Consider the following 22,582-nt stretch of genomic DNA (forward strand, 5'->3'; position numbering starts at 1 on the left):
AGTGCCTCAGAGGAGCAGACCGCCGGTCGCCCGGATGTTCTGTCCGGTGATCCATCCGGCGTCGGGTCCGGCGAGGAAGGCGACGACGGCGGCGATGTCGTCCGGCAGGCCGAGCCGGCCCAGCGCGGTGAGCGTCGCGGTACTGGCCAGCGCCTCGGCCGGGTTCGACGCCCGGAGCAGGTCGGTGTCGGTGGCGCCGGGCGAGACCGTGTTGACGGTGATGCCCCGGGGGCCGAGTTCCCGGGCGGCCACCGCCGTGAACTGTTCGAGGGCGGCCTTGCTGGCGCAGTAGAGGGCGAGCCCCGGTGCCGGCAGCACGGTGTTGAGGGTGGAGATGTTGACGATCCGGCCGCCGTCCCGCAGCAACGTGGCCGCCTCGCGCATCGCCAGCAGTGGAAACTTCGCGTTGACCGTCATCACCCGGTCGAACTCCTCGCCGGTCAGTTCGGCGATCGGCGTCGCCGGGCCGATCGCGGCGTTGTTGACCAGGATGTCCAGGCCGTCGCGGACCGGTGCGAACATCGGCCCGAGGCTGGCCAGGTCCGCCTGGTCGGCGCGGACGGCGACCACATCGCCGTAGCCGGAGACGAGTTCGTCGGCCGCCGCCCGGTCGTTCCGGTAGGTGAAGACCACCCGGGCGCCGGCCTCGGCGAGCCGTCGCACGATCGCCCGGCCGATTCCCCGGGAACCGCCGGTGACCAGTGCCGTCCTGCCATCCAGTCTCATGCGCTGGGACGCTATCCGGAGCCAAGCGCGTGGTCTTGAAGAAATGCGCACAGCTCGGTCGGGGTGAGGCCGGAGAGCGCCCGCACCTCGCGGGTGAAGTGCGGCTGGTCGGCGTACCCGGTCTCGGCCGCCGTGCCCGCCAGGTCCGCGCCCTGGACGAGCAACCGGACCGCGTGCTGGAACCGGGCGGTCCGGGCGACGGTGCCCGGTGTCAGGCCGATCTGGCGGCGGAAGCCGAGTTCGAGGCGACGACGGCTGACTCCGAGCCGGTCGGCGAGAACGCCGATCCGGAGCCGCTCAGGGCTGTGCGAGAGCCGCCACCAGGCCGCGGTGGCCAGCGCGTCCGCCGACCCGGCCGGTGCACCGGCCAGCAAGCCGGCGAGTACCCGGTCGAGGAGGGCGAACCGGCTCGGCCAGTCCGGCGCCCCGCACAGCCGCTCGGCCAGCCCGGCGGCGCGCGGGCCGGCCAGGTCCGACAGCGGGGCGGTGACCTCGGTCAGCTCCGGCATCGGTACGCCGAGCAGCGCGGACACCCCGGCCGGGGTCAGCCCGACGCTGACCCCGTACGCCCAGTCGGTGCGCCCGGCCACCGTCGCCGTGCTGCGCGCCCCGGTGACCAGCGCGTCCGGGTCGGCGAAGTCGACCAGCAGGATGGCGTAACTCAACGGCAGGAGCCGGTGCGGGATCCGGGTCACCGATCCGGCCCGGAATCCGGCATAGCCGAGCACGTGCTGGCGCAGCCGTGGGTGCGGAAGCCGGACGATGCTCTCGCACGCCACCGCCTGCGCTTCCGCCGGTATCGAATGAAGCTGCGTCAGCCGGGCCATCAGCCACCATCATGACCGGCCGGGCTCACCAGCTTCGACACCCCGGTCGACGCCGCTCGACGTCTCAGCCCCGCTCGACGTCCCTGCCTTGTCGGCTTCCGGCGCCGCCGCCGGTAGCTCGACGACCCGGTCCGCCCAGCGGGCCATCAGCGCCGGGTCGTGGGTGACGAGCAGGACCCCGGCCCGGTGCGCCTGCTGGTACTCCGTGATCACGGCGGCGACGTGTGCCTGGGTGGAGGCGTCGAGCATGGCGGTGGCCTCGTCGCAGAGCAGATAGTCCGGGCGGTGCACGAGGGCGCGGGCCAGGCAGGCGCGTTGCAGTTGCCCGTCGCTGACCGCGTGCGGGCGCCGGCCGAGCAGGTCGGGGGTGAGCCCGACGAGGTCGGCGAGTTCGGCGACCCGGTGGCGGATCTCGTCGGCCGGGTGCCGGGTGGCGCGGAGCGGCTCGGCGATCAGGTCGGTCAGGCTCAGCCGTGGGTCGGCGGCGGCGCGGGGGCTCTGGAAGAGGACCGCGATCCGGGTACGGACGGCCACCGGCACCGCGTAGCGGGTGGCGGTGACCGGCGTACCGTCGACCGTCACCCGGCCACCGTCCGGCCGGTGCAGCAGGGCGAGGACCCGGACCAGGGTGGACTTTCCGCCACCGGACGGTCCCCGCAACCCGACCGTCTCACCCCGGTCGATCCGCAGGCTGACCCGGTCGAGCACCACCTGTCGCCGGTAGCCGGCGGTGACCTCGTGCGCGGCGAGCTGTCCGGATCCCGGTGCGGGTGTGGGTAGGGGTTCGGTCACGACGGGACTCCGGCGGAGAGCGGGTGGTGGCAGGCGACCGCCCCCGCGTCGTACGCCGCCAACGGCGGTTGCCGCCGGCAGGCGTCGGTGGCGTACGGGCAGCGGGCGGCGAAGGCGCAGCCCTCCGGCAGCGCGGTGAGCATCGGCGGATACCCCGGTACGGCCCGGAAGGCGCGGCCCGGCAGCGCGTCGAGCAGCGCGGCCGCGTACGGGTGGGCGGGTGCGGTGAAGTACCGCCCGGCGGGTTGGTGCTCGACGACGCGGCTGGCGTACATCACGGCGACGGTGTCGGCGACCCGTTCGGCGGCGGCGAGGTCGTGGGTGATCAGCACGACGGATTGTCCACTGTCGCACCTGCGGCGGAGCAGGTCGAGGGTCTGCTCGACCAGGGGCTGATCCAGCCCGCTGGTGGGTTCGTCGGCGATCAGCAGGGTGGGGTCCGGGGCGAGGGCGAGCGCGGTGACCAGCCGCTGCGCCATGCCGCCGGAGAGTTCGTGCGGGTAGCGGTCCAGGTCGGCGATGTCGAGGCCGACCTCGGTGGCGGCGCGTTCCGCCCCGGCGGCGGCTTCGGCGCGGGTGTGCCGGTGTGCGCGCAGGGTCTCCTCGATCAGGCGACGGCCGGTACGCACCGGGTTGAGCGCGGTGGCCGGGCTCTGCGGTACCAGACCGACCCGCCGGCCCCGGACCGAGCCGGCGAGTACCCGTTCACCGCAGGTGACCAGGTCGAGCTGCCCGCCGTCCGGCTGGTGCAGTCGGGCCTGGCCGGTGACGGTGGCGTTGCGGGGCAGCAGCCCGAGCAGGGCGTGCGCGAGGACCGATTTGCCGCAGCCGGACTCGCCGACGACGGCCAGCAGCTCCCCCGGGTGGATGGTGAGGGCGAGGTCGCTGACGGCGTGCACGGTCGCGTCCCGGAGCCGGAACCGGACGGTGAGCCCGTCGACGCTGAGCACCGGCGCGGCGCCACCGGAGCGCGCCGGACCGGCGGCCTCGGATCGTGCCGGGCCGGCGGTGCTGGCGGTGGTACCCGATCGCGAGGTGGTCTTCACAGCTGTAGCTCCGCTCGGACGCGGGGATCGAGCCGGTCCCGCCAGCGGGCGGCGACCACGGCGATGGCCAGGGTGACCACCACGATGACCGCGCCCGGGGCGAGGCTGGCCCACCAGGCGCCGGCCAGCAGCGATCCCTGGCCGTCGTTGATCATGTTGCCGAGTGAGGCGAGGTGTGGCGGCAGGCCGAGCCCGAGGAAGGAGAGCGCGGTCTCGTGCCAGACCGCGTGCGGGATCATCAGCGTGACGGCCAGGGCCAGCCGGGGCAGTACGTGCGGCAGCAGGTGCCGGGTCAGCACCCGGAGCCGGCTCGCGCCCCCGCTGATCGCCGCGTCGACGAACGGCCGGGTCCGCAGGCTCAGCAGCTCCGACCGGACGATCCGGGCGGTGGAGAGCCAGTGGGTGAGCCCGATCGAGGCGATCACCGCGCCCAGGCTGGGGCGGAGCATCGCGACGATGAAGATGCCGAGCAGCAGGTGCGGCAGGGCGGCGACGGTGTCGACGATCCGCATCAGTACCCGGTCCACCCGGCCGCCGACGGTGCCGGCGATCCCGCCGACGATGCCGCCGATCACGGTGGCGACCAGTGCGGCGACCGCACCGACGAGCAGCGAGACCCGCAGCCCGTAGAGGGCCCGGTGCGCGACGTCCCGGCCGAGGTCGTCGGTGCCGGCGGGATGATCCCAGGAGGGGGCCAGCCGGATCCGGTCCAGGGCGACGGCGCTCTGGTCGAGCGGCCAGAGCAGCGGCGCGACCAGGCAGGCGACGATCGCCACCAGCAGCACCGCACCGGCCACGGCCGCACCTGCCTGGCCGGGCCGCAGCCGGAAACGGGGCCGCCAGCCGGCGGCGCGGACACGGGTACGGGTCAGGTCAGTCATCGAGGCGCACCCGGGGGTCGGCGGCGGCGTAGCCGAGGTCGGCGGCGAGGTTCGCGGCCAGCACCACGGCGGTGGTCAGCAGGGTGATCGCGGCGAGCAGCGGAAAGTCGCTGCCGAGCGCGGCCTGCACGGTGACGGCGCCGAGTCCGGGCAGCGAGAAGACGGTCTCGACCAGCACCGCACCGCCGACGAGTTCGGGCAGGTGGGTGCCGACCAGGGTGAGGAACGGCAGCAGCGCGGTACGCAGCGCGTGCCCGAACAGCACCGTGCGGCCGGGCAGTCCCCGGGCCCGGGCGGCGAGCACGTGGTCGTCGCGGAGGCTGTCGGCGACCGCGTCCCGGACGAAGAGCACGAACCACGGGGCCTGGGAGACCGCCAGGACGCCGATCGGCAGCACGAGGTGGTGGGCGACGTCGCTCCACGAGGTGCCGGTCGCGGTGACGTCGGTCAGCCCGCCGGCCGGCAGCCAGCCCAGGGCGAGCGCGAAGAGGGCGATGGCGGCCAGCCCGAGCCAGAAGACCGGCATCGACTGGACCGCGAACGCCGCCGCCCGCAGGCCGCGGTCGAAGAGCCCACCACGGCGGTACGCGGCCAGCGACCCGAGCAGCAGGCTCGCCACGAGTACGACGGCGAGCGCGGCGCCGACCAGCAGCAGCGTCCAACCGGCCCGGGCCGCGATGACCGAGCCGACCGCCTCGTGTCGACTGGTCGACCAGCCCAGATCACCCCGGAGCAGGTTGCCGACCCAGCGCAGGTACTGCACCGGCAGCGGGTCGTCGACGCCCCAGTTGGCCCGGATCTGCGCGAGGTTCTCCTCGCTGGTGGTGAACGCCGCGGCCCCGGCGTACTGCTTCGCCGGGTCGACCGGGCTGGCCGCGCCGAGGGCGAACATGCCGATGCTGGTGGCGACGAGCACCGGTACGGCGACCAGCAGCCGGCGGCGTACCACCGTGCCCGCCCCGGCGAGCCGGCCCCGACGCCTGACCGGCGTTGATGGTCGTGTCACCGCCGGGTCCAGGTGTTGATGTTCCACCAGAGGCTGTTCGCCACGTCGTGCTCGTGCGGCTCGACCCGGGGCGCCACCCCGTCGATCGAGTCCCGCAGCACGTAGGTGTGCTTCAGATAGGTCAGGTACACCCATGGCACGTCGGCGGCGAGCTGCTTCTGGAACGTCGAGTACGCCTGCTTGCGCCGGACCGGGTCGGACTGGTCCCGGCCCTGCTGCAACGCCTGGTCGACCACTGTGGACCTGTAGTGCCCGGGGTTGAAGTAGCCCTGCCCGGCGAAGCGGGACCCGAACAGCTTGTAGGAGACGAAGTCCGGGTCGTACGGGGTGCCGTAGCCCATGATCAGCGCGTCGGAGTTGAGTCGCGGGTCGATGGCGTCCCAGGTCAGGCCCGCAGGGGTGATCTCGATGCCGACCTTCCTGGCGTCGGCGGTCACCGCCAGCGCCAGTTCCTTGCGGAGGCTGTCGCTGGCCGGGTACATCAGGGTGAACCGGGCCGGGCGGCCGTCCCTGGCCCGGATGCCGCCCGCACCGGGGATCCAGCCGGCGGCGTCGAGCAGCGCGGTGGCGGCGGCCGGATCGGCGGTCGGCTTGCCGGCGACGGCCGGTTCGGCATACTCCGAGGTGGGCGGGACCGGTCCGTAGGCGGGTTCACCGGCGCCGCCGAGCACCCCGCCGACCATCGCGGCCCGGTCGACGGCGAGGTTGAGCGCCCGCCGGATCGCCGGGTCGGCGGTGACCGGGTTGCCCATCGGCAGCATCACGCCCCGGTAGTCGGCGGTCGGCACCCGCTCGACCCGGTAGCCGGCGCCGCCGTCGAAGCCGGCGGCGAGCTTCGGGGCCAGCTCGGCGACGTCGAACTCGCCGGCCCGCATCCGCTGGGCCCGGATGTTGTCGTCGGCGACGAACGCCACCACCAGCCGCCGGTTCGTCGGCTTCCCGGCGAAGTAGCGGTCGTTGGCGGTGAGTACCAGCCGGTCCCCGGGGGTCCAGGACTCCACCTGGTACGGGCCGGTGCCGACCGGCTTGCGGTTGAACCCGGCCTTGTTGACGTCCTGCCCGCTCAGTGCCTTGGCCGGCACGACGCCGAGGGTGAGCCGTTGCAGGAACGGCGCGTACGCGTGCCTGAGCCGGAACACCACGGTGGCCGGGTCCGGTGCCTCGACCGACTCCAGCATCTCCAGGTCGGACCGGAGCGTGGAGTCGACCTTCGGGTCCAGCACGGTCCGGTAGGTGAAGACCACGTCGGCGGAGGTGAGCGGCGCACCGTCGTGGAAGAGCACCCCGTCGCGCAGCTTGGCCGTCACGGTCCGGCCGTCCGTCGAGACCGTGGGCAGTTCGGTGGCGAGCCCCGGCACCAGCCGGTTCTGCGCGTCCCGGGCGACCAGGCCGTCGAAGATCAGCGATGCTCCGTCGACACCGTAGTTGAGCACCGGGTTCAGCGTGTCCGGTTCGCCGCCGGTGGCGACCACGAAGGTGTCACCGGCGGCCGTGGACGCCCCGGGTGCCGTCGACGACGAGCAGGACGCGACGGCGAGCAGGCCACCGGCGGCGGCCACCGCCACGAGTCGGCGGGCGGTCGGACGGATCCGGATCACGGAGGTCTCCCACGGAGGTCGGACATGAACGCGGGGGCGACCGGCTCGCGCCGGCACCCTCGGTTGATCACGGTGGCAGAGTTGCAAAAGTTTGGCAACAACGGGCATCTCGCATTAAGCTATTGATCTTGTGCTGGTCACCGGCCGGAGGTTCGACCGTTCACCTGTGGCCCGGAGGTTGGCGCGGCACCCGGCACCGTCGATCACCGTCTATCTTCGAGACAGTGGCCGAAACGGGGAGGTGTCACAGTGCAGGTGTTACCGCGCCGGACCGTGACGGCGATGCTCGCCGTCGGGGTCGTACTCGCCGGGCAGTGGCCCGGTCCGGCCCTCACCGCCGCCGCTGCGGCCGAAGCCGGGCGGCCGGCCGGTGGGCCGGTTCCGGTCATCTACGACAGCGACATGGACTTCGACGACGCGTCGACGCTCGCGCTGCTCTGCGAGGAACACAAGCTCGGTCGGATCGACCTGCGGGCGGTCACCGTGGCCAACAACGGCTTCGGCGCGGCGCACCGGGCCCTGACCCACGCGCGCAGCGTACTGGACCAGTGCGGCCTGCCCCGGATACCCGTCGCCGACGGCGCCACCGGAGCCGGGGTGAATCCCGCGCCGCCGGAGCTGGTCACCACGATCGAGACGGTACTCACCGGTGCGCTCGACGACGCCGACCATCCGGTGCCGCCGTCACCGCTCAGCGCCGCCCGGCTCATCGAAAGAGCCGCCCGGACGGCACCCCGGGACGTCGTCCTCCTCGCCACCGGCCCGATGACCAACCTGGCCGACGCGCTCGCCTCCCCCGGGGTGGCCGACCGGCTGGCCCGGATCTACGTGATGGGTGGCGCGCTGGCCGTGCCCGGCAACCTGTACGGCTCCGCACTGCCCGGATTCGACAACTCGCAGGAATTCAACATGTGGATGGATCCGCCCTCGGCGCGGCGGATGCTGCTCCGGGCCCGGCCCGGCACCGTACGCCTGGTGCCGCTCGACGCCACCCGGTTCGTGCCGATCACCCCGGACTTCGTTGCCCGGCTCGGCGCCGAGCAGACCGCACCGGGGGCGCGGATCGCGTACCGGATCGCCAGCCAGCCCGACCTGGCGGCCCTGATCGACCTCGGCATCATGTACTGGTGGGACGCGCTCGCCGCCGTCTGGCTGGTGCACGACGACGTCGTCACCGCGCGGCGTACGGTGCCGATCTCGATCGTGCAGGCGGGCGAGCAGTCCGGGCGTACGGTGATCGACCGTGACGGTGCCCGGGTCCGGGCCGCCTTCGAGGCGGACCGGACCGCGTTCGAGGAGCGACTCCTCGACTCGCTCAACGGTCGCCGCTGATCGGGCAAGGCGCGGTGGTGACGTCCGGCTACGAGCCGCGGCCGACGTCGAGCAGGTGGTGCTCGCCCTCGTGCACGCTGTGCCGGCCCAGCCACAACAGCGTCCGGACCTGCCGCTGCGGCCACGGATAGCTGCCGGTCCTGGCGAGTTCCGCCGGGCCGAGCCTGCCGAACGCGGTCGCCAGTTCCCCGGCCGCCGCGCCGAGTTCGCCGAGCACCACGGCCGGATCCTGCTCGTTGTACGCGTCCGCGACCACCCGCTCGTCCCGTCCCATCGGCGTGAACTCCGGTTCGTCCACCGCCAGCGCCAGGGCGAGCCGCTCCCCCTGGACCCGGAAGACGTCCCGCACGTGGCAGGTGTATTCCAGCGGCGACCACACCCGCTCGGCCGGGCGCCGTCGCGGGTCCCGTGCCCTGCGTAGCCCGGTGGAATACCTTGGACCGAACTCGCGGAGCCGGTCGGGCAGCGCCTCGGCCGGCACGGAGGAATAGTCGAACCCGCACTCGTCGCAACGCTCCACGACCGCCAAGGGTACGACCGGGAGGTCCGGCGGATCCGATCCACCCTCAGGCCACGCCCGGATCGCGTCCGTCCACCGCCGGGTGCTTCCCGGCCACGGCCTCGGCCAGGGCGTCCAGCCGACCGGTTTCGAGGTGCCGGATGTCGCCGCCGGAGTCCAGTGCGGCGTCGAGCAGCAGGGCCAGCGAGCTGCCGTACACCGGCACCTCGGCGAGCCGGTCCACCAGGCGCAGCGGTCCAGGTGTGCCCGGCCGGTCGGCCGCATCCCGCGCGATCCGGCAGGCGACCCAGTGCGTCGTCTGGGCCGTGAAGTCGGCGGCGGCGCAGAGGCTGCGGCCGTCGGCGAGTTCGCCGATCACCGCGACCCCGAGGTCACCGACGTCGTCGAAGATCCACTCCTGCTCGGCGGCCGGCAGCAGCCGCCACCCGCCGTCGAAGAGGGTCGCCGAGCCGATCCGTCGATAGAGCGCGACGAGATCAGGGTCGGTGTGCGTGTGCATCGGGTGGCCGGGCTGCGGCGGGGTGGTCCGGTGGTCGCGGACGATCCGGTCCAGCACGTCGTCGATCGCGACGGTCGCCGGCCCCAGATGCCAGCCGGCGACCGGGCGCAGCGCGCCGTCGTCGTCCTGGGTGACGGCCGCCAGGCCGCCGTGCAGGGCCAGCACCCGGTTGTCGCCGCCGACCCGGTCGTTGACGTTGACGACCACCCGGGACATGGTCGCCGGCACCTGGTCGGTCCGGATGCCGGGACCGTGATAGAAGCCGTGCGCGGCGGCGATGTCCCGAGGCTCGCCGATCGGCAGCTCCAGCAGCGGGTTCGGCACGTCGGCGACGGCGTCCCCGCGGAGGTACGGGTAGAGCCGCGCCACCCAACCGGTCACCACCTCGCCGCCGTACGCGTCGACCGGGCTGTAGATGCGCTGCCAGAAGGCGGTGTCGACATCGCCGGACGCGGCTCGGACGAACTGGTCGAGGATCGGGGCCAGTGACCGGCTCCAGGTCGTCAGCCCGAGATCCGCGAGGGCGTCCACGCGGTCCCGGATCCGCCGCCAGTCCTCGACCGTGCCGGTCAGGGTGATCGACGGGATCCCGCAGACGAAGACCATCCAGATCGCGAAGTACGGCGAGTACGCGTCGAGCAGCACGATCCGCCCGGCGACCCGCTCGACCTCCGTACTGGTGGAGAAGTCGCACTCGAAGAGGTCCGAGTCGACGCCCTCGGCCCGGAGCAGCTTGCCGAACAGCTCCACCATGTCGCGCCAGGCGTCCGCGCTCCCCGGCATCGCGCCGTCGACGACGACCTCCAGCCGCTTGCGACCGGAGTGGCGCACCAGTCGGGGGCGCAGCTCCTCCGCGTGCAGCCGGACATGCTGGGCGACGCCCTGCGCGATGGTCAGCCACACCGCGTCCGGCGACAGCACCAGCGGACGGTGGTCGGCGAACGCCCTTCCCACGGCACCGAGCAGCGGATGTACGCCGTTCGGCTCCAGCGCCGGCAGCGTGGGGTCTCCGCCGACGACGATCGCGTCGTCGAACAGCTCTCCGAGCGGTCGGGTCGGCAGCGGCTCGGCGGCGGGGGTGACGTCGTCGACCGGAAAGATCACCATCCGGTGACCCTAGCGCCGCGCACCGGAGGTGGTCATACGGCGCTGACGTGTGCCGCCAGCAGTCGCCACCCGCGACCTTCGACGTGGATCCAGGTGCGCGTGTACCGCACCCGGGCCGTGAACGGCGTGTCGGCGATCGTCCCCGACAGGGTGCCGAGAAAACAGGTGACCCCGGTGTCGCCGCTGACCAGGACGGTCAACTCCTCCTGCCGTACCTCGGTCAGGACCTGCTCCCCGGTGCGGTGCACCCGCAGGTCGTCCTGCTTGCCGTAGTGGTTGCCGTCCGGGCCGGTGAAGACGAGTCGTTCGTCGAGCAGCCGGTCCAGCTCGGCGACGTCCGAGGCGAGTTGGGCCGCCTGGAGTCGCCGCTCGGCCTCGCGCAGCGCCTCCACCCTGGCGTCATCGGACATCTGGCCCCACCTTCCGCGTCGTCACGCCCGGCGCCACTCGTCGGACGTCGGTTCCCAGACCGCACCGTCGTGCGCGAAGAGCACCCGGGCCGGGTCGAGGTCCATCAGCCGGGGCAGCCACCCCGGCACCGGCGGCAGCGGCGGGGCCACCCCGTCCCGGGCGGCCCGCAGGGCGAGCTGGGCCGAGCCGAACTGGAAGGCGAAGTCGTGGGCCTGCCCGGCCAGGACGAGGGTGCCGTCCGGTTGGCGTACCACCAGCGACTGGTGCCCGACGGTGTGCCCCGGGGTGGGCAGGATCCACACCCCCGGCCAGATCTCGGCCTCGCCGTCCAGCTCCTCGTAGCGGGCACCCGGGAAGTCCACCAGTTCGGGGATGGTGTGGCCCGGCTGTCGGGCCACGGCCAGCTCGGCCCGCTGCACCACGATCCGCCGGCCGGCCAGGGCCGGGTTGCCACCACAGTGGTCGAAGTGCAGGTGGCAGTTGACCACCAGCGAGATCTCGTCGAGGCCGATCCCGGCGGCGGCCAGGGCCGCCAGCGCCGACCGGCGGACCGGGCGGTAGTGCGCCTCGGTCCCCGGGTCGACCTCGCCGATGCCGGTGTCGAAGAGCAGCAGCCCCTCCGGTCGCCGGACGAGGTAGCCGTACGCCGGCTCGACCCGGGGGTGCGGCTCGCCCGCCTCCGCCGCCGGCCGGACGAGATAGCCGAGGTCGAGCCGGCGTACCGCCGTGTCGAGCTGTGTCACCGGTTCATCCTCGCCTCCGGCGACAGGCTGGCATAGCCCCGTTCACCACCCGCGTAACCGCCGGCACGCCGACGACGGACAGTACGCGGAAGGTACCGGTTGAGTTCTGATCCAGTTACCTGTTTGAATATCTCGGGCGCACAGGGCCGGGCACGTTCCACCCCTAACACCGTGACAGGAGACAACCATGCTCCGCAGGCCCCTGCTCAGCATCGTGCTCGCCGCGCTCGTCGTCGCGCTCGGCACGGTCGTCGTCGCCAGACCCGCGCTCCCGGCGGAGGCACCGGCACCCGTGCGCATCATGCCGCTCGGCGACTCGATCACCGGTTCCCCGGGCTGTTGGCGCGCCATCCTCTGGAACCGGTTGCAGAACACCGGGTACACCGATATCGACTTCGTCGGCACGCTCGGCCCGCAGGGCTGCGGACAGCCGTACGACGGGGAGAACGAGGGGCACGGCGGCGCCCTGGTGACCACAGTGGCCGACCAGAACCAGCTTCCGCCGTGGCTCGCCGCCACCCGCCCGGACGTCGTACTGATGCACTTCGGCACCAACGACGTCTGGAGCAACCGGGCCCCCGCCACCATCCTCGCCGCGTACGGGAAGCTGGTGGACCAGATGCGGGCCAGCAACCCGGCGATGAAGATCCTGGTCGCGAAGATCATCCCGATGGCACCGAGCACCTGCGCCGAGTGTGGCCAGCGGGTGGTGGCGCTCAACGACGCCATTCCGGGCTGGGCGGCGTCGAAGAGCACCGCCGGATCGCCGATCGTGGTGGTCGACCAGTGGACCGGCTTCAGCACGGGCAGCGACACCTACGACGGGGTGCACCCCAACGCCGCCGGGGACCAGAAGATGTCCGACCGGTGGTACCCCGCGCTGGCGGCGGTGCTGGACGGCGCCACGCCCACCCCGCCGCCGACCCGGACCCCGACGCCACCGCCGACCCGGACCCCGACCCCGCCGCCGAGCACCACCGCGCCGCCGGCCGGCGGTTGCGCGGCGACCTACCGGAGCATCGGGCAGTGGCAGGGCGGCTTCCAGGGTGAGGTGACGGTTCGCAACAACGGCACCGCGACGGGCCGGTCCTGGGCAGCCGAGCTGACCTTCGGCGCCGGCCAACAGGTCAGCCAGGCCTGGAACGCCACCGTGTCGCAGAGCGGCAGCACCGTGACCGCCCGGAACGTCGGCTGGAACGGCTCGCTCGCTCCCGGCGGTACGGCCACGTTCGGCTTCGTCGGCAGTTGGACCGGCAGCAATCCGGCCCCGGCGGTCAGCTGCGCACTGGGCTGACCGGCACCGAGGACGTCCCCGTGCCCAGTACCGGCCCCGCGTGCCCCCGTCGCGGCGGTCGGCCCCACTGGGCACGGGGACCCGGTACCGTTTCCCGGACCCCGCCGGCCGCCCCGCACCGGAGTACGGCCGACCCGCGCGGCGGACTCAGCTCGCGGGGACCTTGTAGCCGGCCACCGACGGCCAGCGGACCGTGAGCACCACCGCCGGTTCCGGAGCCAGCCAGGAGTGGTCGACCCCGGGTCCCCAGACGACGTAGTCACCCGGCCGGGTCAGCACGACGGTACGGTCCCGCAGCTCGACGTGGAACCGGCCGGAGACCAGCACCAACAGGGCGGTACGCCGTTCCCCGGTCACCCACTCGGCCCGGGTGTCACCGGCCGGGTGTACGCCCCACTTGACCTCCACCTCGGCGCTGTGCCGCACGTCCACCCCGGGCGGCATGAAGTGGCCGAGCAGCCAGCCGCCGTTCTGTGCACCGTCGATCTCGGCCTGGCCGACGTAGATGCCGTCCCGCACCGGCCCTCCCCTCCACAGGTCGGGCAAGTTATCACGGGAGCGGCCCGGCCCCCGCTCGCGGGGACCGGGCCGCCCGGTGCGTACCGCTGTGGTTACCAGTTGCTGCCCAGGTAGCTGGGCTGGGTCTGCACGTTCAGCTCCTTGAACCGGGTCAGGTGCGCCGTCCAGATCCGCCAGTCCCGCAGCTCCAAGACGTCCAGGCCCTTCTGGATGTCGTTGGAGTAGATGTGGCCGTTGTACCAGTACGCCGACCACGATCCGCCGATGATCCGGCGGTCGGTCGAGAGCGGACCCCGCTCCCAGTAGGCGATCTCGACCGGACGGGCCGAGTCGGTGAAGTCGAAGACCGAGACGCCGCCCTGGTACCACGCCTGGACCATGATGTCCCGGCCGAGCACCGGAATCAGCGAACCGTTGTGCGCGACGCAGTTCTCCAGGGTGGTGTTCAGCCGCGGGATCTTGTAGTAGCTCCGGAAGACCAGATTGCGGCCGTCACCCCGACCGGCGATGTCGTAGATGGCGTTGGCGCCCCGGGTCGGCTCGACGGTCTCGACACAGGTCGCGCCGGAGCCGCCGCCGAGTTCGTCGGTGAAGACGACCTTGGTGCCGGAGTTGTTGAACGTCGCCGAGTGCCAGAACGAGAAGTTGACCGTGTCCCGCACCCGGTTGATCACCCGGGGCGCCTCGCGGTTGGCGATGTTCAGCAGGATGCCGTCACCCATGCAGGCACCGGCGGCCAGGTCCTTGCTCGGGTAGACGGTGATGTCGTGGCAGCCGCTCGTGGTCGAGCTGCCGTTGCCACCGGGGTTGCCGCCGTCCGGGAAGAGGTTCGGCACCGCCACCACGGCGGCCTGGGTCGGCTTCTTCACCGGTACCTTGACGATCGAGATCGAGTCGTGCGGCGTCGCGCAGCCGGCGTACGTGTCCGACGGTCCGTACGAGGCCACGTAGAGGTAGACCGACTTCTTGTCCTTGCTCGGCACCAGGGTGTGGGTGTGCGAGCCGCAGGCGGTCTTCACGGACTTGACGTAGCGCGGGTTGCGCTTGTCCTTGATGTCGAAGACCTTGATGCCCTCCCAGACCGTCTCGGTGCGCGGCACGCTCGTGCTGTTGCACGAGTCGTCACTGCGCGGGTCGTCGGTGGAGAGGAAGAGCAGATCGCCGTAGACCGAGATGTCGTTCTGCGAGCCCGAGCACTGCACCTGGGAGACGATGGTGGGTCGGGCGGGGTTCTTGACGTCGTAGATGACGAAGCCCTCGTAGTTGCCGGCGAAGACGTACCGGTCCTGGAAGGCGAGGTCCGAGTCGAGAGCGCCTTCGGTGGCGAAGGTGCCCTGCTTCGGGACGTTGGCTATCTGGCGGAGGTTGGGGCTGCTGGAGATCTCGTCCACGCCCGGCGGGGCGGCGACGTCCGATGTGGTCCGGTCGGTCGCGGCCATTGGTTGGGCATTGCCTGCCGGAGCGACGGCAACGGTCACCACCAGGAAGGAGAGAGCGGCGAGCCCGACGATCCGGAGTCGCCGCGGCCCTTGTGGGGAGAGTCTGAACATCTGGCGGCACCCTTCGAAAGGGGTTAACGATTGAGCAGACCTTACCTGGAGATGGTGGACGTCGATGTGATCCCAGTCACATTATTGACGATCAAGGAACTTCTTCCGATCATCCTCCGACCAGGCACTCTCCACAAGGCATCAACCGGTTCCGCCGGGAAGCCGGGCAAGCCCGGTAAGACCGTCCAACCCGGACGGACAACCGGCGGGCTGGGCGCGCAGACCGGCCGCCGCCGCACGCCGGCAGGTGCCGCCGGAGCCGGCCGCCCGAGCCGGCCGACCGCACGGCCCGCCGCACGGCCGAGAGCCTGGTCGCCAGGACCGCCGGGACAGCCGGTATACAGGGGGAATGCGCAACACCAACCTGGCCGGGCAGATGCGGACGGCGGCCACCGCACTGCTGGACGCGCTACCGGGGCCGGCCCGGGCGCTGGCCAGCCGTCCGTTCGGCGACGAGGCCGGCCGCCGCTGGATCGAGTACCGGCCGCTGCCCCGACCGGGCGCCTGCCTCGCCGACCTCGACCGGACCGGCCGCAAGGCGACCCACCGGCTGCTGGCCACCGCGCTGAGCCCACACGCGTACGCGCAGGCGACCGCCGTGATGGCCCTGGAGGAGGTACTCGACCGGCAGGAGGAGTGGCGCCGGGGGCGGCACAGCGACGACTACCGGATCGTGGTCTTCGGCGACCCGGCCCGGGAGGACCAGTGGTCATGGCGGTTCGAGGGGCACCACCTGTCGGTGACGATGACCGTCGCCGGAGACCGGGTCTCCCCCGCCCCGCTCTTCCTCGGCGCCAACCCGGCGACGGTGAGCTACGCCGGCCGACCGGTCAGCCGGCCACTCGGGCCGGAGGAGGATCTCGCCCGCGCCCTGCTCGACGCGGTCGGCCCGGACGGGCGCGGCGCCGCGATCGTCGCCGACCAGGCACCGGCCGACATCCGCAGCGGCACCCGGGCACGCTTCGACAGCCGGATCGAACCGGTCGGGCTTCGGGCCGGCGCACTCGGACCGAGCGGCCGGGCGCTGCTCGACCAGCTCGTCGCGCTCTATCTCGACCGGCTCCCGCCCGAGCTGGCCCGCCAGGAGGCGGCCCGGGTCGGCCGGGGTGACGTCTACTTCGCCTGGGAGGGTCCGACCAGGCCGGGCGGGCGGCACTACTACCGCGTCCAGGGCGAGGACCTGCTCATCGAGTACGACAACACCAGCGAGGACGGCAACCACGCGCACAGCGTGCTGCGCCGCCCGCGCGGCGACTTCGGTGCCGACCTGCTCGCCGAGCACCGGGCCACCGCACACCCCTGACGACGCCGAGCGCCGGTCGCGGTCAGCCGCCGCGACGTCGGCCGAAGCCCCCGGCGACCGAGCTGGCCGGCGGGCCGAACCCGTCGAAGCTCGTCGGCTCGGCACGCCCCTGGTCGAACTGCCGCACCAGGCTGCCGCCGAGCCGTACCCCGACCGCGCCCACCAGCAGGCCGAGCAGCTCGACCGCGACCATGCCGGCGCTCGCCCCGTGCTCCGGCACACCGGACCTGATCAGGCAGGCGAAGACGAAGAGCACCGCCACGGCGGCGTTCACCAGGTTGAAGGTGACTGCGGTGCGCCGGGTCGGATCGCCGGGCACGTCCCACAGGTCGATCATGCCGGCCGCCGTCGCGAGGCCGCCCGCGACCAGCGCCGCCACCGCCGTCCAGTAGCCGACCAGCCCGAGGATCGCCGGGCCGCCGACCACGTCGGCCAGGTCGAAGACCGTGGCGCAGACGAACAGGCCGTACGGAAAGGTCACCAGCATCGGCTGGATCGGATGACCGTGCACGCGTAGGCGGCTCTGCATGGTGGCGCCTCCCGGCTCGTTCGTCGACCAGCCCCAGCGTGCTACCCCCGGGCCACCCCGCCGAAACGACGCCGCATCGCGCGGACCACGGCGGAGGGTCAGTTGTCGCGACGACGAGCCACCGAGGTGACCAGCCGCTCGGCCACGTCCCGCAACGGAATGGCCAGCGCCGCCGAGGCGGACCGCAACACCCGTAGCGCCTCCGTGGCCGGACAGCCACGTTGGGTCATGATAACCCCGACCGCCTGGTCGATGACCTGACCAGCCGAGAGCGTGTCGTCGGCCGCGTCGGCCAGTTCGGTCTGCCGGGACCGGTCCCGGACCGCGCCGAGCAGCAATCCGACGTGTTCGGCCAGCAGCATCGCGGTGAGCTGTTGACTGGCGGTCAGCACGCCGGGCTCGCGGGCGTACAGGTTGATCGACCCGACCACGTGCTCGTCGACGTCCACCGGTACGGCGAGCACCCCGCGTACGCCGAGTGCCAGCGCCCGGCCGGTCCACGGCCGCCACCGGGTCTCGGTACGCAGGTCTGCCGACCAGACCATCTCCCGGGAACGGATCGCCGTCATCGCCGGGCCGTCCGGGCCGTGCCGGACGTCGTCGAGGTCGCCGAGGCGGGACTCCGAGGCCGCGACCGAGGCGGGCGCCCCGGCCCGCAGCACGGTGACGCCGCACCAGGTCACCGCCGGGATGGCGTCCCGGACGGTACGTACCAGCCGGTCCAGAGCGGCGTCGAAGTCGTCGCTCGCGATCAGTCCGGCAGTCACTTCGCGGAGCAGGGCGGCGGTCTCCAGCACGCCCGGGGCTTCGGTCGACGGCTCCGTCGTCGTCCTCAGCCTCAGCACCGCTCCGGAACCCCCGCCACCACCGCGCCCCCCGCGGTACGTCCGGCTCGCACCGTCGCCTGTCTCATGGTCGCCTCTCCCCCGCCGTCACCGACCCCGCGCCGGTACGGACCTGCGCTACTACCCGAGCGCCGGGTGGACAAACCACCCGTTCCAGGAAGAGAACGATCCCACCCGCCCCGGGGTTGCCGTCAGGCTTCCGACGATCAACCCCGGGGTTCCGGATGCGGTACGGGTCAGCGCGGGCTGGAGCTGAGCCGGCGTCCGACGGCGGCGATCAGCCGGTCGAGTTCCGAGCCGAACGGGTTGTCGTGCACCAGGTAGGTCCAGGTGGCGCTGGGTCGCGCCAGCTCACCCTCACCCGGCTGCCAGTCGTCGTCGAACTCGTTCTCCTCGAAGGTCTCCACCGTGCGGGTCTCGATCTCCGGTACGAGCGCGTTGAACGCCGGCACCGCGGACCGGTGGAACTCGTCGAGCGGGTCGAGCCGGCCGAGCGCCCGCAGGTGTACGCCCTCGCGCACCTCGGAGAGTTCGGCCAGGTGCTGTGCCCAGAGCCGGTCGAGGTGGTAGAGCGCGATCGACCGGCCGACCCGGGAGAGGAGTTCCTCGTCCATCTCCTTGGCCCGGTCCGGGAAGCGCTCGGTCAGCATCTGCGCCGCCACCTCGGTGGTGAGCAGCCGCTCCCGGCGCTCGGCCAGCGCCTTGCGCTGCTGCTCGATCACCACGCTGTAGCGCCAGGTGTTGCGGTGGATCTCGTGGTTGACGCCCTCGGCGATCCGCTGGGCGTGCTCGACGGCGAAGTCGACCTGCTCGTCGGTGACGAGACCGTCGGCGTTCATCCGGGGCGACGGCGGGATCGCGTCCGGGGCGTGCCGGACGACGAGGTTGTCCTCAAGGCTGACGAAGAAGACCGAGCGGCCGGGGTCGCCCTGCCGGCCGGCCCGGCCCCGGAGCTGGTCGTCGACCCGCCGGCTGTCGTGCCGGCCGCTGCCGATCACGAAGAGCCCGCCGAGTTCGGCGACCCGGTCCCGGTCGGCCTGGTCGCTGCCGCCGAGCCGGATGTCGACACCCCGGCCGGCCATCTGGGTGGAGACGGTCACCGCGCCGTACTTGCCGGCCTCGGCGATGATCGCCGCCTCCTCGGCGTCGTTCTTGGCGTTCAGCACCGTGCACGGCACCCCGGCCTCGCGCAGCGCCTCGGCGAGCCGCTCCGACTCCTGCACGTCCAGGGTGCCGATCAGCACCGGGCGGCCGGTCTCGTGCTGCTCCTGGATCTCCTGGATCAGCGCCTCTTCCTTCTCACCCCGGGTGGCGTAGATCCGGTCCGGGTCGTCGATCCGGACGCAGGGGGTGTTCGGCGGGATCACCGCGACCTCCAGCGAGAAGAACTCCCGCAACTGGTCGCCGACCAGCACCGCCGTGGCGGTCATCCCGCAGACGGTCTTGTAGAGCGCGACGTACGCCTGCACGGTGATGGTGCCGAGCACCTCACCCTCGGCGGTGGCGTCGAGTCCCTCCTTCGCCTCGACGGCGGCCTGGAGCCCGTCCGGCCAGCGGCGGCGCTGGGCGACCCGGCCGCGCATCTCGTCGATCAGCTCGACCCCGTCGTTGCGGACGATGTAGTCGACGTCGCGGTGCAGCAGCGCGTGCGCGTGCAGGGCGACGTTGACCGCGGAGAGCTGCTCGACGTGCTCGTCGTCGTAGAGGTCGACGCCGCCGAGCCGGGACTCGACCTCGGCCAGCCCGGCGTCGGTGAAGGCGACGCTGCGGCCGTCGTCGGCCACCGTGTAGTGCCGCCCGGAACGCAGCCCACGGACCACCGCCGCGGCCTGGTGCACCGGGTCCTGCTCGCCCGGCACGGCGCCGGCCAGCACCATCGGCACCCGGGCCTCGTCGATCAGGATGGAGTCGGCCTCGTCCACGATCGCGGTGGTCAGCGGCGGCTGCACCCGGTCGTCGATGTCGGTGACGAGCTGGTCGCGGAGGAAGTCGAAGCCGGCCTCGCTGACCGAGACGTAGGTGACGTCGCAGGCGTACGCCGCCTGGCGCTCTTCCCGGGTGGACGCCTCGGTCACCCAGCCGACGGTCAGCCCGAGCAGCCGGTAGACCGGCTCCATCCACTCGGCGTCCCGGCGGGCCAGGTAGTCGTTGACGGTGAGCACGTGCACCGGCCCGTTGCCCCGCCGCACGTGCCCGTACGCGGCGATCGTCGCGGTCAGCGTCTTGCCCTCACCGGTGGCCATCTCGGCGACCTTGCCGGCCAGCAGCGACATGGCGCCGAGTAGCTGGACGTCGTAGGGCCGCTGGTCGAGCCCGCGCCGGGCGGCCTCGCGGCCCACCGCGCAGATCTCGACGAAGTCCTCGGCCTTGCCGGCCGCCTCGGTCAGCGCGGCGTCGTCGAGTTCGGTGAGTTCCTCCTCGCGTGCCTCGATCGTGGGCAGCAGCTTCTCCAGCGGCGCCAGATCAACTGTGGTGCCCGGACGTTGGAGGAAACGCCGGACCCTGGTCTTCAACCGTTGCGACACACCCATGACGGGCAACGGTACGCGAACTCTCCGGCAAAGTGCGGCCCGCCCGGCCGGTGCCGGGTCCACTCCCGGCCGGCTCGGTGGCCGGATGTCCGTACCGCCCGGGTGTGCCCGGATGGGCGGAATGTGAGCGGCGTCCGGTGACCCGTCCGCCGGGTGCTGTCGTCCGGGTGCCGGGACGGTTGATCCGGGGCCGGCGGGGAAGGCTGGAGGGCTGCACCGGGGCCCGGGCGGGCGCCGGTCGAGGCAGCGGGGGAGGTCGCCATGCGGCGCTCGCGTACACCCGTGTCACCGGCGCTGGAGGCGTGGTCCACCCACCGTACCGGGGTGGCCGACCAGTGGACGCCGCGACAACTGGCACACCTGAAGGGGACCCGCACGGTCAGTGTGGTGATCCCGGCCCGGGACGAGGAGGCCACCGTCGGCGCGATCGTGGCGGCGATCCGGGCCTGCCTGGTCGAGCAGGTCGAACTCGTCGACGAGGTGGTCGTGGTCGACTCCCGATCCAACGACCGGACCGCCGTCGTGGCGGCGGCGGCCGGGGCCCGGGTGGTCAGCCAGGACGAGATGACCCGGGGGCTGCCCCGGCTGGACGGCAAGGGGGACGCGCTCTGGGCCGGGCTGGCCGCGTCGAGCGGGGACCTGGTCGCCTTCGTCGACGCCGACCTGCGGGAGTTCCAGCCGCACTTCGTCACCGGCCTGCTCGGCCCGCTGCTCACCGACCCGTCGGTCGCGTTCGTGAAGGGCTTCTACCACCGCCCGCTGGTCGGCACCAGTGGCGTCGAGGCGGAGGGCGGTGGCCGGGTGACCGAGCTGGTGGCCCGACCGCTGTTCAACCTCTTCTGGCCGGAACTGGCCGGGTTCGTCCAGCCGCTCGCCGGGGAGTACGCCGGTCGCCGGGACGTACTCGAACGGGTGCCCTTCGTCTCCGGCTACGGCGTCGAGACGGCGATGCTGATCGACCTGCTGGAGATGTGCGGTCTGGACGCGCTGGCCCAGGTCGACCTCGGCGAACGCCTGCACCGGCACCAGGACACCGAGGCGCTCGGCCGGATGTCCGGACAGATCATGCACACCGTGTGGCAGCGGCTCTGCCGGCGGGGCCTGGTCGAGGAGAGCGCGCCGCCGGGGAACCTGCTGGTGCAGTTCCGCCGGGACGGCAGCAGCGCGCTACCCAACCTGGATCGGGAGATCGTGATCAGTGACGTCTCCGTCCGGGAACGCCCGCCGCTGGTGGAACTCCGGCCGTCGTCCCGGGGAGCGGCGGTATGACCGGGCGCGGCGGTGCCGCCGGGCGGGCCGGGGAGGACGGATGGGTCTGACCGTGCTGATGAACGCCGGCCCGTGGCTCCCGGTGCCGCCGCCCGGGTACGGCGGGATCGAGAACGTCGTCGCCACGCTGGTCCCGGAGCTGCGCCGGCTGGGCGTGCGGGTGGTGCTCGCCTCGACCGCCGACGCCACGCTGCCGGTCGACGAACTGCTGTCGGTCTTTCCGGACGGCCAGTTCGGGGCGCTGCAACGGCCGTACAACCAGGTCTGCGGGATCTCGCAGGCGCACCTGAACGGGGTGGTCCGGGCACTTCGCGAGCGGGACGACATCGACCTGGTGCACGACCACGTGGAGGCGGTCGGGCTGGCCGTGCTGACCGCGATGGGTCCGGGAAGCGGGCCGGCGCTGCACACCCTGCACTGGGACCTCGGCAAGCATCCGGACCTCTACGGATACCTGGACGGCGGCGACCGGGTACGGGTCAACGGGGTCTCGGCCGCGCAGCTCGCCCGGGCCCCGCAGGCGTTGCGGGACCACGCGGTGGGGCACGTGCACCTGGCCACCCCGCTGGCGGTGGCGGCCGACCGTCGGCCACCGGCCGAGAAGTCCGACCACCTGGTGATCCTCGGGCGGATCACCCCGGGCAAGGGGCAGCACGTGGGGGCCCGGCTCGCCCACCAGGCCGGGTTCGACCTGGTGCTGGCCGGACCGGTCGGGCCGTACCTGCGACCGGAGGAGCTGGCCGGCGCCGGGCCGGAGGCGGGACAGAACCCGGACGTACGGTACTGGCGCGAACAGGTCGCCCCGCTGGTGGACGGCGACCGGGTCCGCTGGGTGGGGATGGTGGCCGGCAGCGCCCGGGACGACCTGGTCGCGGCGGCCCGGGCCAGCCTCTTCCCGCTGTGCTGGGAGGAGCCCGGCGGCACGGCGGTGATCGAGTCGTTGGCCCTCGGTACCCCCGTGTTGGCGATCGGCCGGGGCTGCCTGCCGGAGCTGATCGAGCACGGTCGGACCGGACTGCTCGCCGAGGACGAGGAGGGCCTGGCCGACCTGGTGCGGGAGGCCGGCCGGCTGGACGAGCGGGACTGCCGCCGGGAGGCGAGCCGGAGGTTCACCCCGGCGACGATGGCGCAACGCTACGTCGAGCTGTACGACCAGGTTCGCCGGGCCGCCGCCGGCCCGGTCCCGGTCGAGCCGAGCCCGGTCCGGGCCTGACGGGTCCGGTACCGCCTACGGCCGACGGGCGGCCGACCCGA

General features: G+C 72.8%; 21 protein-coding genes. 5 read left to right on the forward strand and 16 right to left on the reverse strand.

Annotation, left to right across the window (positions count from 1 at the left end; all coding sequences use genetic code 11):
• Nucleotides 1–6: 6 nt before the first annotated feature.
• The 7 genes from V1634_RS12900 to V1634_RS12930 are packed head-to-tail and all read right to left on the reverse strand — an operon-like array spanning nt 7 to nt 6,876.
• Nucleotides 7–726: an SDR family oxidoreductase gene (locus V1634_RS12900; RefSeq protein WP_331208009.1), complete on the reverse strand. Its 720-nt coding sequence runs from the start codon at nt 724–726 to the stop codon at nt 7–9.
• A gap of 11 nt (nt 727–737) precedes the next feature.
• Nucleotides 738–1,553 carry an AraC family transcriptional regulator gene (locus V1634_RS12905; RefSeq protein WP_331208010.1) on the reverse strand — a complete coding sequence of 272 codons (816 nt, stop codon included), beginning with the start codon at nt 1,551–1,553 and terminating at the stop codon, nt 738–740.
• A 9-nt stretch (nt 1,554–1,562) separates the two neighbouring features.
• On the reverse strand, nt 1,563–2,345 hold the full coding sequence (locus V1634_RS12910) for an ABC transporter ATP-binding protein (protein WP_331208011.1): 783 nt from the start codon (nt 2,343–2,345) through the stop codon (nt 1,563–1,565).
• Nucleotides 2,342–3,391, reverse strand: a complete 1,050-nt coding sequence (locus tag V1634_RS12915; protein ID WP_331208012.1) for an ABC transporter ATP-binding protein — start codon at nt 3,389–3,391, stop codon at nt 2,342–2,344. Before V1634_RS12915 ends, V1634_RS12910 begins: the two co-directional genes overlap by 4 nt.
• The gene (locus V1634_RS12920) at nt 3,388–4,272 is read right to left on the reverse strand and encodes an ABC transporter permease (protein WP_331208013.1); all 885 of its coding nucleotides are present in this window, start codon (nt 4,270–4,272) and stop codon (nt 3,388–3,390) included. The genes V1634_RS12915 and V1634_RS12920 overlap by 4 nt, the downstream gene beginning before the upstream one ends.
• Nucleotides 4,265–5,278 (reverse strand): ABC transporter permease, encoded by a 1,014-nt coding sequence (locus V1634_RS12925; RefSeq protein WP_331208014.1) that lies wholly within the window; start codon nt 5,276–5,278, stop codon nt 4,265–4,267. The genes V1634_RS12920 and V1634_RS12925 overlap by 8 nt, the downstream gene beginning before the upstream one ends.
• Entirely contained in the window at nt 5,275–6,876 is a 1,602-nt protein-coding gene (locus V1634_RS12930; RefSeq protein WP_331208015.1) for an ABC transporter substrate-binding protein, read from the reverse strand. The genes V1634_RS12925 and V1634_RS12930 overlap by 4 nt, the downstream gene beginning before the upstream one ends.
• 249 nt (nt 6,877–7,125) lie before the next feature.
• On the opposite strand from V1634_RS12930, the gene V1634_RS12935 reads away from it, so the two are divergent.
• The gene (locus V1634_RS12935; protein ID WP_331208016.1) at nt 7,126–8,208 is read left to right on the forward strand and encodes a nucleoside hydrolase; all 1,083 of its coding nucleotides are present in this window, start codon (nt 7,126–7,128) and stop codon (nt 8,206–8,208) included.
• Nucleotides 8,209–8,236: 28 nt separating this feature from the next.
• On the opposite strand, the gene V1634_RS12940 is transcribed toward V1634_RS12935, so the two are convergent.
• Genes V1634_RS12940 through V1634_RS12955 form a run of 4 tightly spaced genes read right to left on the reverse strand, consistent with a single transcriptional unit; the run spans nt 8,237 to nt 11,488 of the window.
• On the reverse strand, nt 8,237–8,728 hold the full coding sequence (locus V1634_RS12940; protein WP_331208017.1) for a DinB family protein: 492 nt from the start codon (nt 8,726–8,728) through the stop codon (nt 8,237–8,239).
• Between the two features lie 46 nt (nt 8,729–8,774).
• Entirely contained in the window at nt 8,775–10,334 is a 1,560-nt protein-coding gene (locus V1634_RS12945; RefSeq protein WP_331208018.1) for a DUF4419 domain-containing protein, read from the reverse strand.
• A 32-nt stretch (nt 10,335–10,366) separates the two neighbouring features.
• On the reverse strand, nt 10,367–10,744 hold the full coding sequence (locus V1634_RS12950) for a nuclear transport factor 2 family protein (RefSeq protein WP_331208019.1): 378 nt from the start codon (nt 10,742–10,744) through the stop codon (nt 10,367–10,369).
• A gap of 21 nt (nt 10,745–10,765) precedes the next feature.
• Entirely contained in the window at nt 10,766–11,488 is a 723-nt protein-coding gene (locus tag V1634_RS12955) for an N-acyl homoserine lactonase family protein (RefSeq protein WP_331208020.1), read from the reverse strand.
• Nucleotides 11,489–11,675: 187 nt separating this feature from the next.
• Here V1634_RS12955 and V1634_RS12960 point away from each other — a divergent pair, with 187 nt between their 5' ends.
• Entirely contained in the window at nt 11,676–12,782 is a 1,107-nt protein-coding gene (locus V1634_RS12960) for a cellulose binding domain-containing protein (RefSeq protein ID WP_331208021.1), read from the forward strand.
• Nucleotides 12,783–12,929: 147 nt separating this feature from the next.
• On the opposite strand, the gene V1634_RS12965 is transcribed toward V1634_RS12960, so the two are convergent.
• Together V1634_RS12965 and V1634_RS12970 are read right to left on the reverse strand one after the other, a co-directional pair.
• Nucleotides 12,930–13,301: a cupin domain-containing protein gene (locus V1634_RS12965; protein ID WP_331208023.1), complete on the reverse strand. Its 372-nt coding sequence runs from the start codon at nt 13,299–13,301 to the stop codon at nt 12,930–12,932.
• Between the two features lie 92 nt (nt 13,302–13,393).
• Nucleotides 13,394–14,851, reverse strand: coding sequence for an LVIVD repeat-containing protein (locus V1634_RS12970; RefSeq protein ID WP_407951779.1), 1,458 nt, complete (start codon nt 14,849–14,851; stop codon nt 13,394–13,396).
• Between the two features lie 349 nt (nt 14,852–15,200).
• On the opposite strand from V1634_RS12970, the gene V1634_RS12975 reads away from it, so the two are divergent.
• The gene (locus tag V1634_RS12975; RefSeq protein ID WP_331208024.1) at nt 15,201–16,154 is read left to right on the forward strand and encodes a DUF3500 domain-containing protein; all 954 of its coding nucleotides are present in this window, start codon (nt 15,201–15,203) and stop codon (nt 16,152–16,154) included.
• 22 nt (nt 16,155–16,176) lie between these two features.
• On the opposite strand, the gene V1634_RS12980 is transcribed toward V1634_RS12975, so the two are convergent.
• From V1634_RS12980 to secA2, 3 genes are all read right to left on the reverse strand, one after another.
• The gene (locus V1634_RS12980; RefSeq protein WP_331208025.1) at nt 16,177–16,683 is read right to left on the reverse strand and encodes a DUF2231 domain-containing protein; all 507 of its coding nucleotides are present in this window, start codon (nt 16,681–16,683) and stop codon (nt 16,177–16,179) included.
• A gap of 98 nt (nt 16,684–16,781) precedes the next feature.
• On the reverse strand, nt 16,782–17,519 hold the full coding sequence (locus V1634_RS12985; RefSeq protein ID WP_331208392.1) for a GAF and ANTAR domain-containing protein: 738 nt from the start codon (nt 17,517–17,519) through the stop codon (nt 16,782–16,784).
• Nucleotides 17,520–17,764: 245 nt separating this feature from the next.
• Nucleotides 17,765–20,059, reverse strand: a complete 2,295-nt coding sequence (gene secA2, locus V1634_RS12990) for an accessory Sec system translocase SecA2 (protein ID WP_331208026.1) — start codon at nt 20,057–20,059, stop codon at nt 17,765–17,767.
• 261 nt (nt 20,060–20,320) lie between these two features.
• Here secA2 and V1634_RS12995 point away from each other — a divergent pair, with 261 nt between their 5' ends.
• Entirely contained in the window at nt 20,321–21,328 is a 1,008-nt protein-coding gene (locus tag V1634_RS12995; protein ID WP_331208027.1) for a glucosyl-3-phosphoglycerate synthase, read from the forward strand.
• 40 nt (nt 21,329–21,368) lie between these two features.
• Nucleotides 21,369–22,541: a glycosyltransferase gene (locus V1634_RS13000; protein WP_331208028.1), complete on the forward strand. Its 1,173-nt coding sequence runs from the start codon at nt 21,369–21,371 to the stop codon at nt 22,539–22,541.
• Nucleotides 22,542–22,582 lie beyond the last annotated feature (41 nt).

Source organism: Plantactinospora veratri, assembly GCF_036421995.1.
Taxonomy (GTDB): Bacteria; Actinomycetota; Actinomycetes; order Mycobacteriales; family Micromonosporaceae; genus Plantactinospora; species Plantactinospora veratri.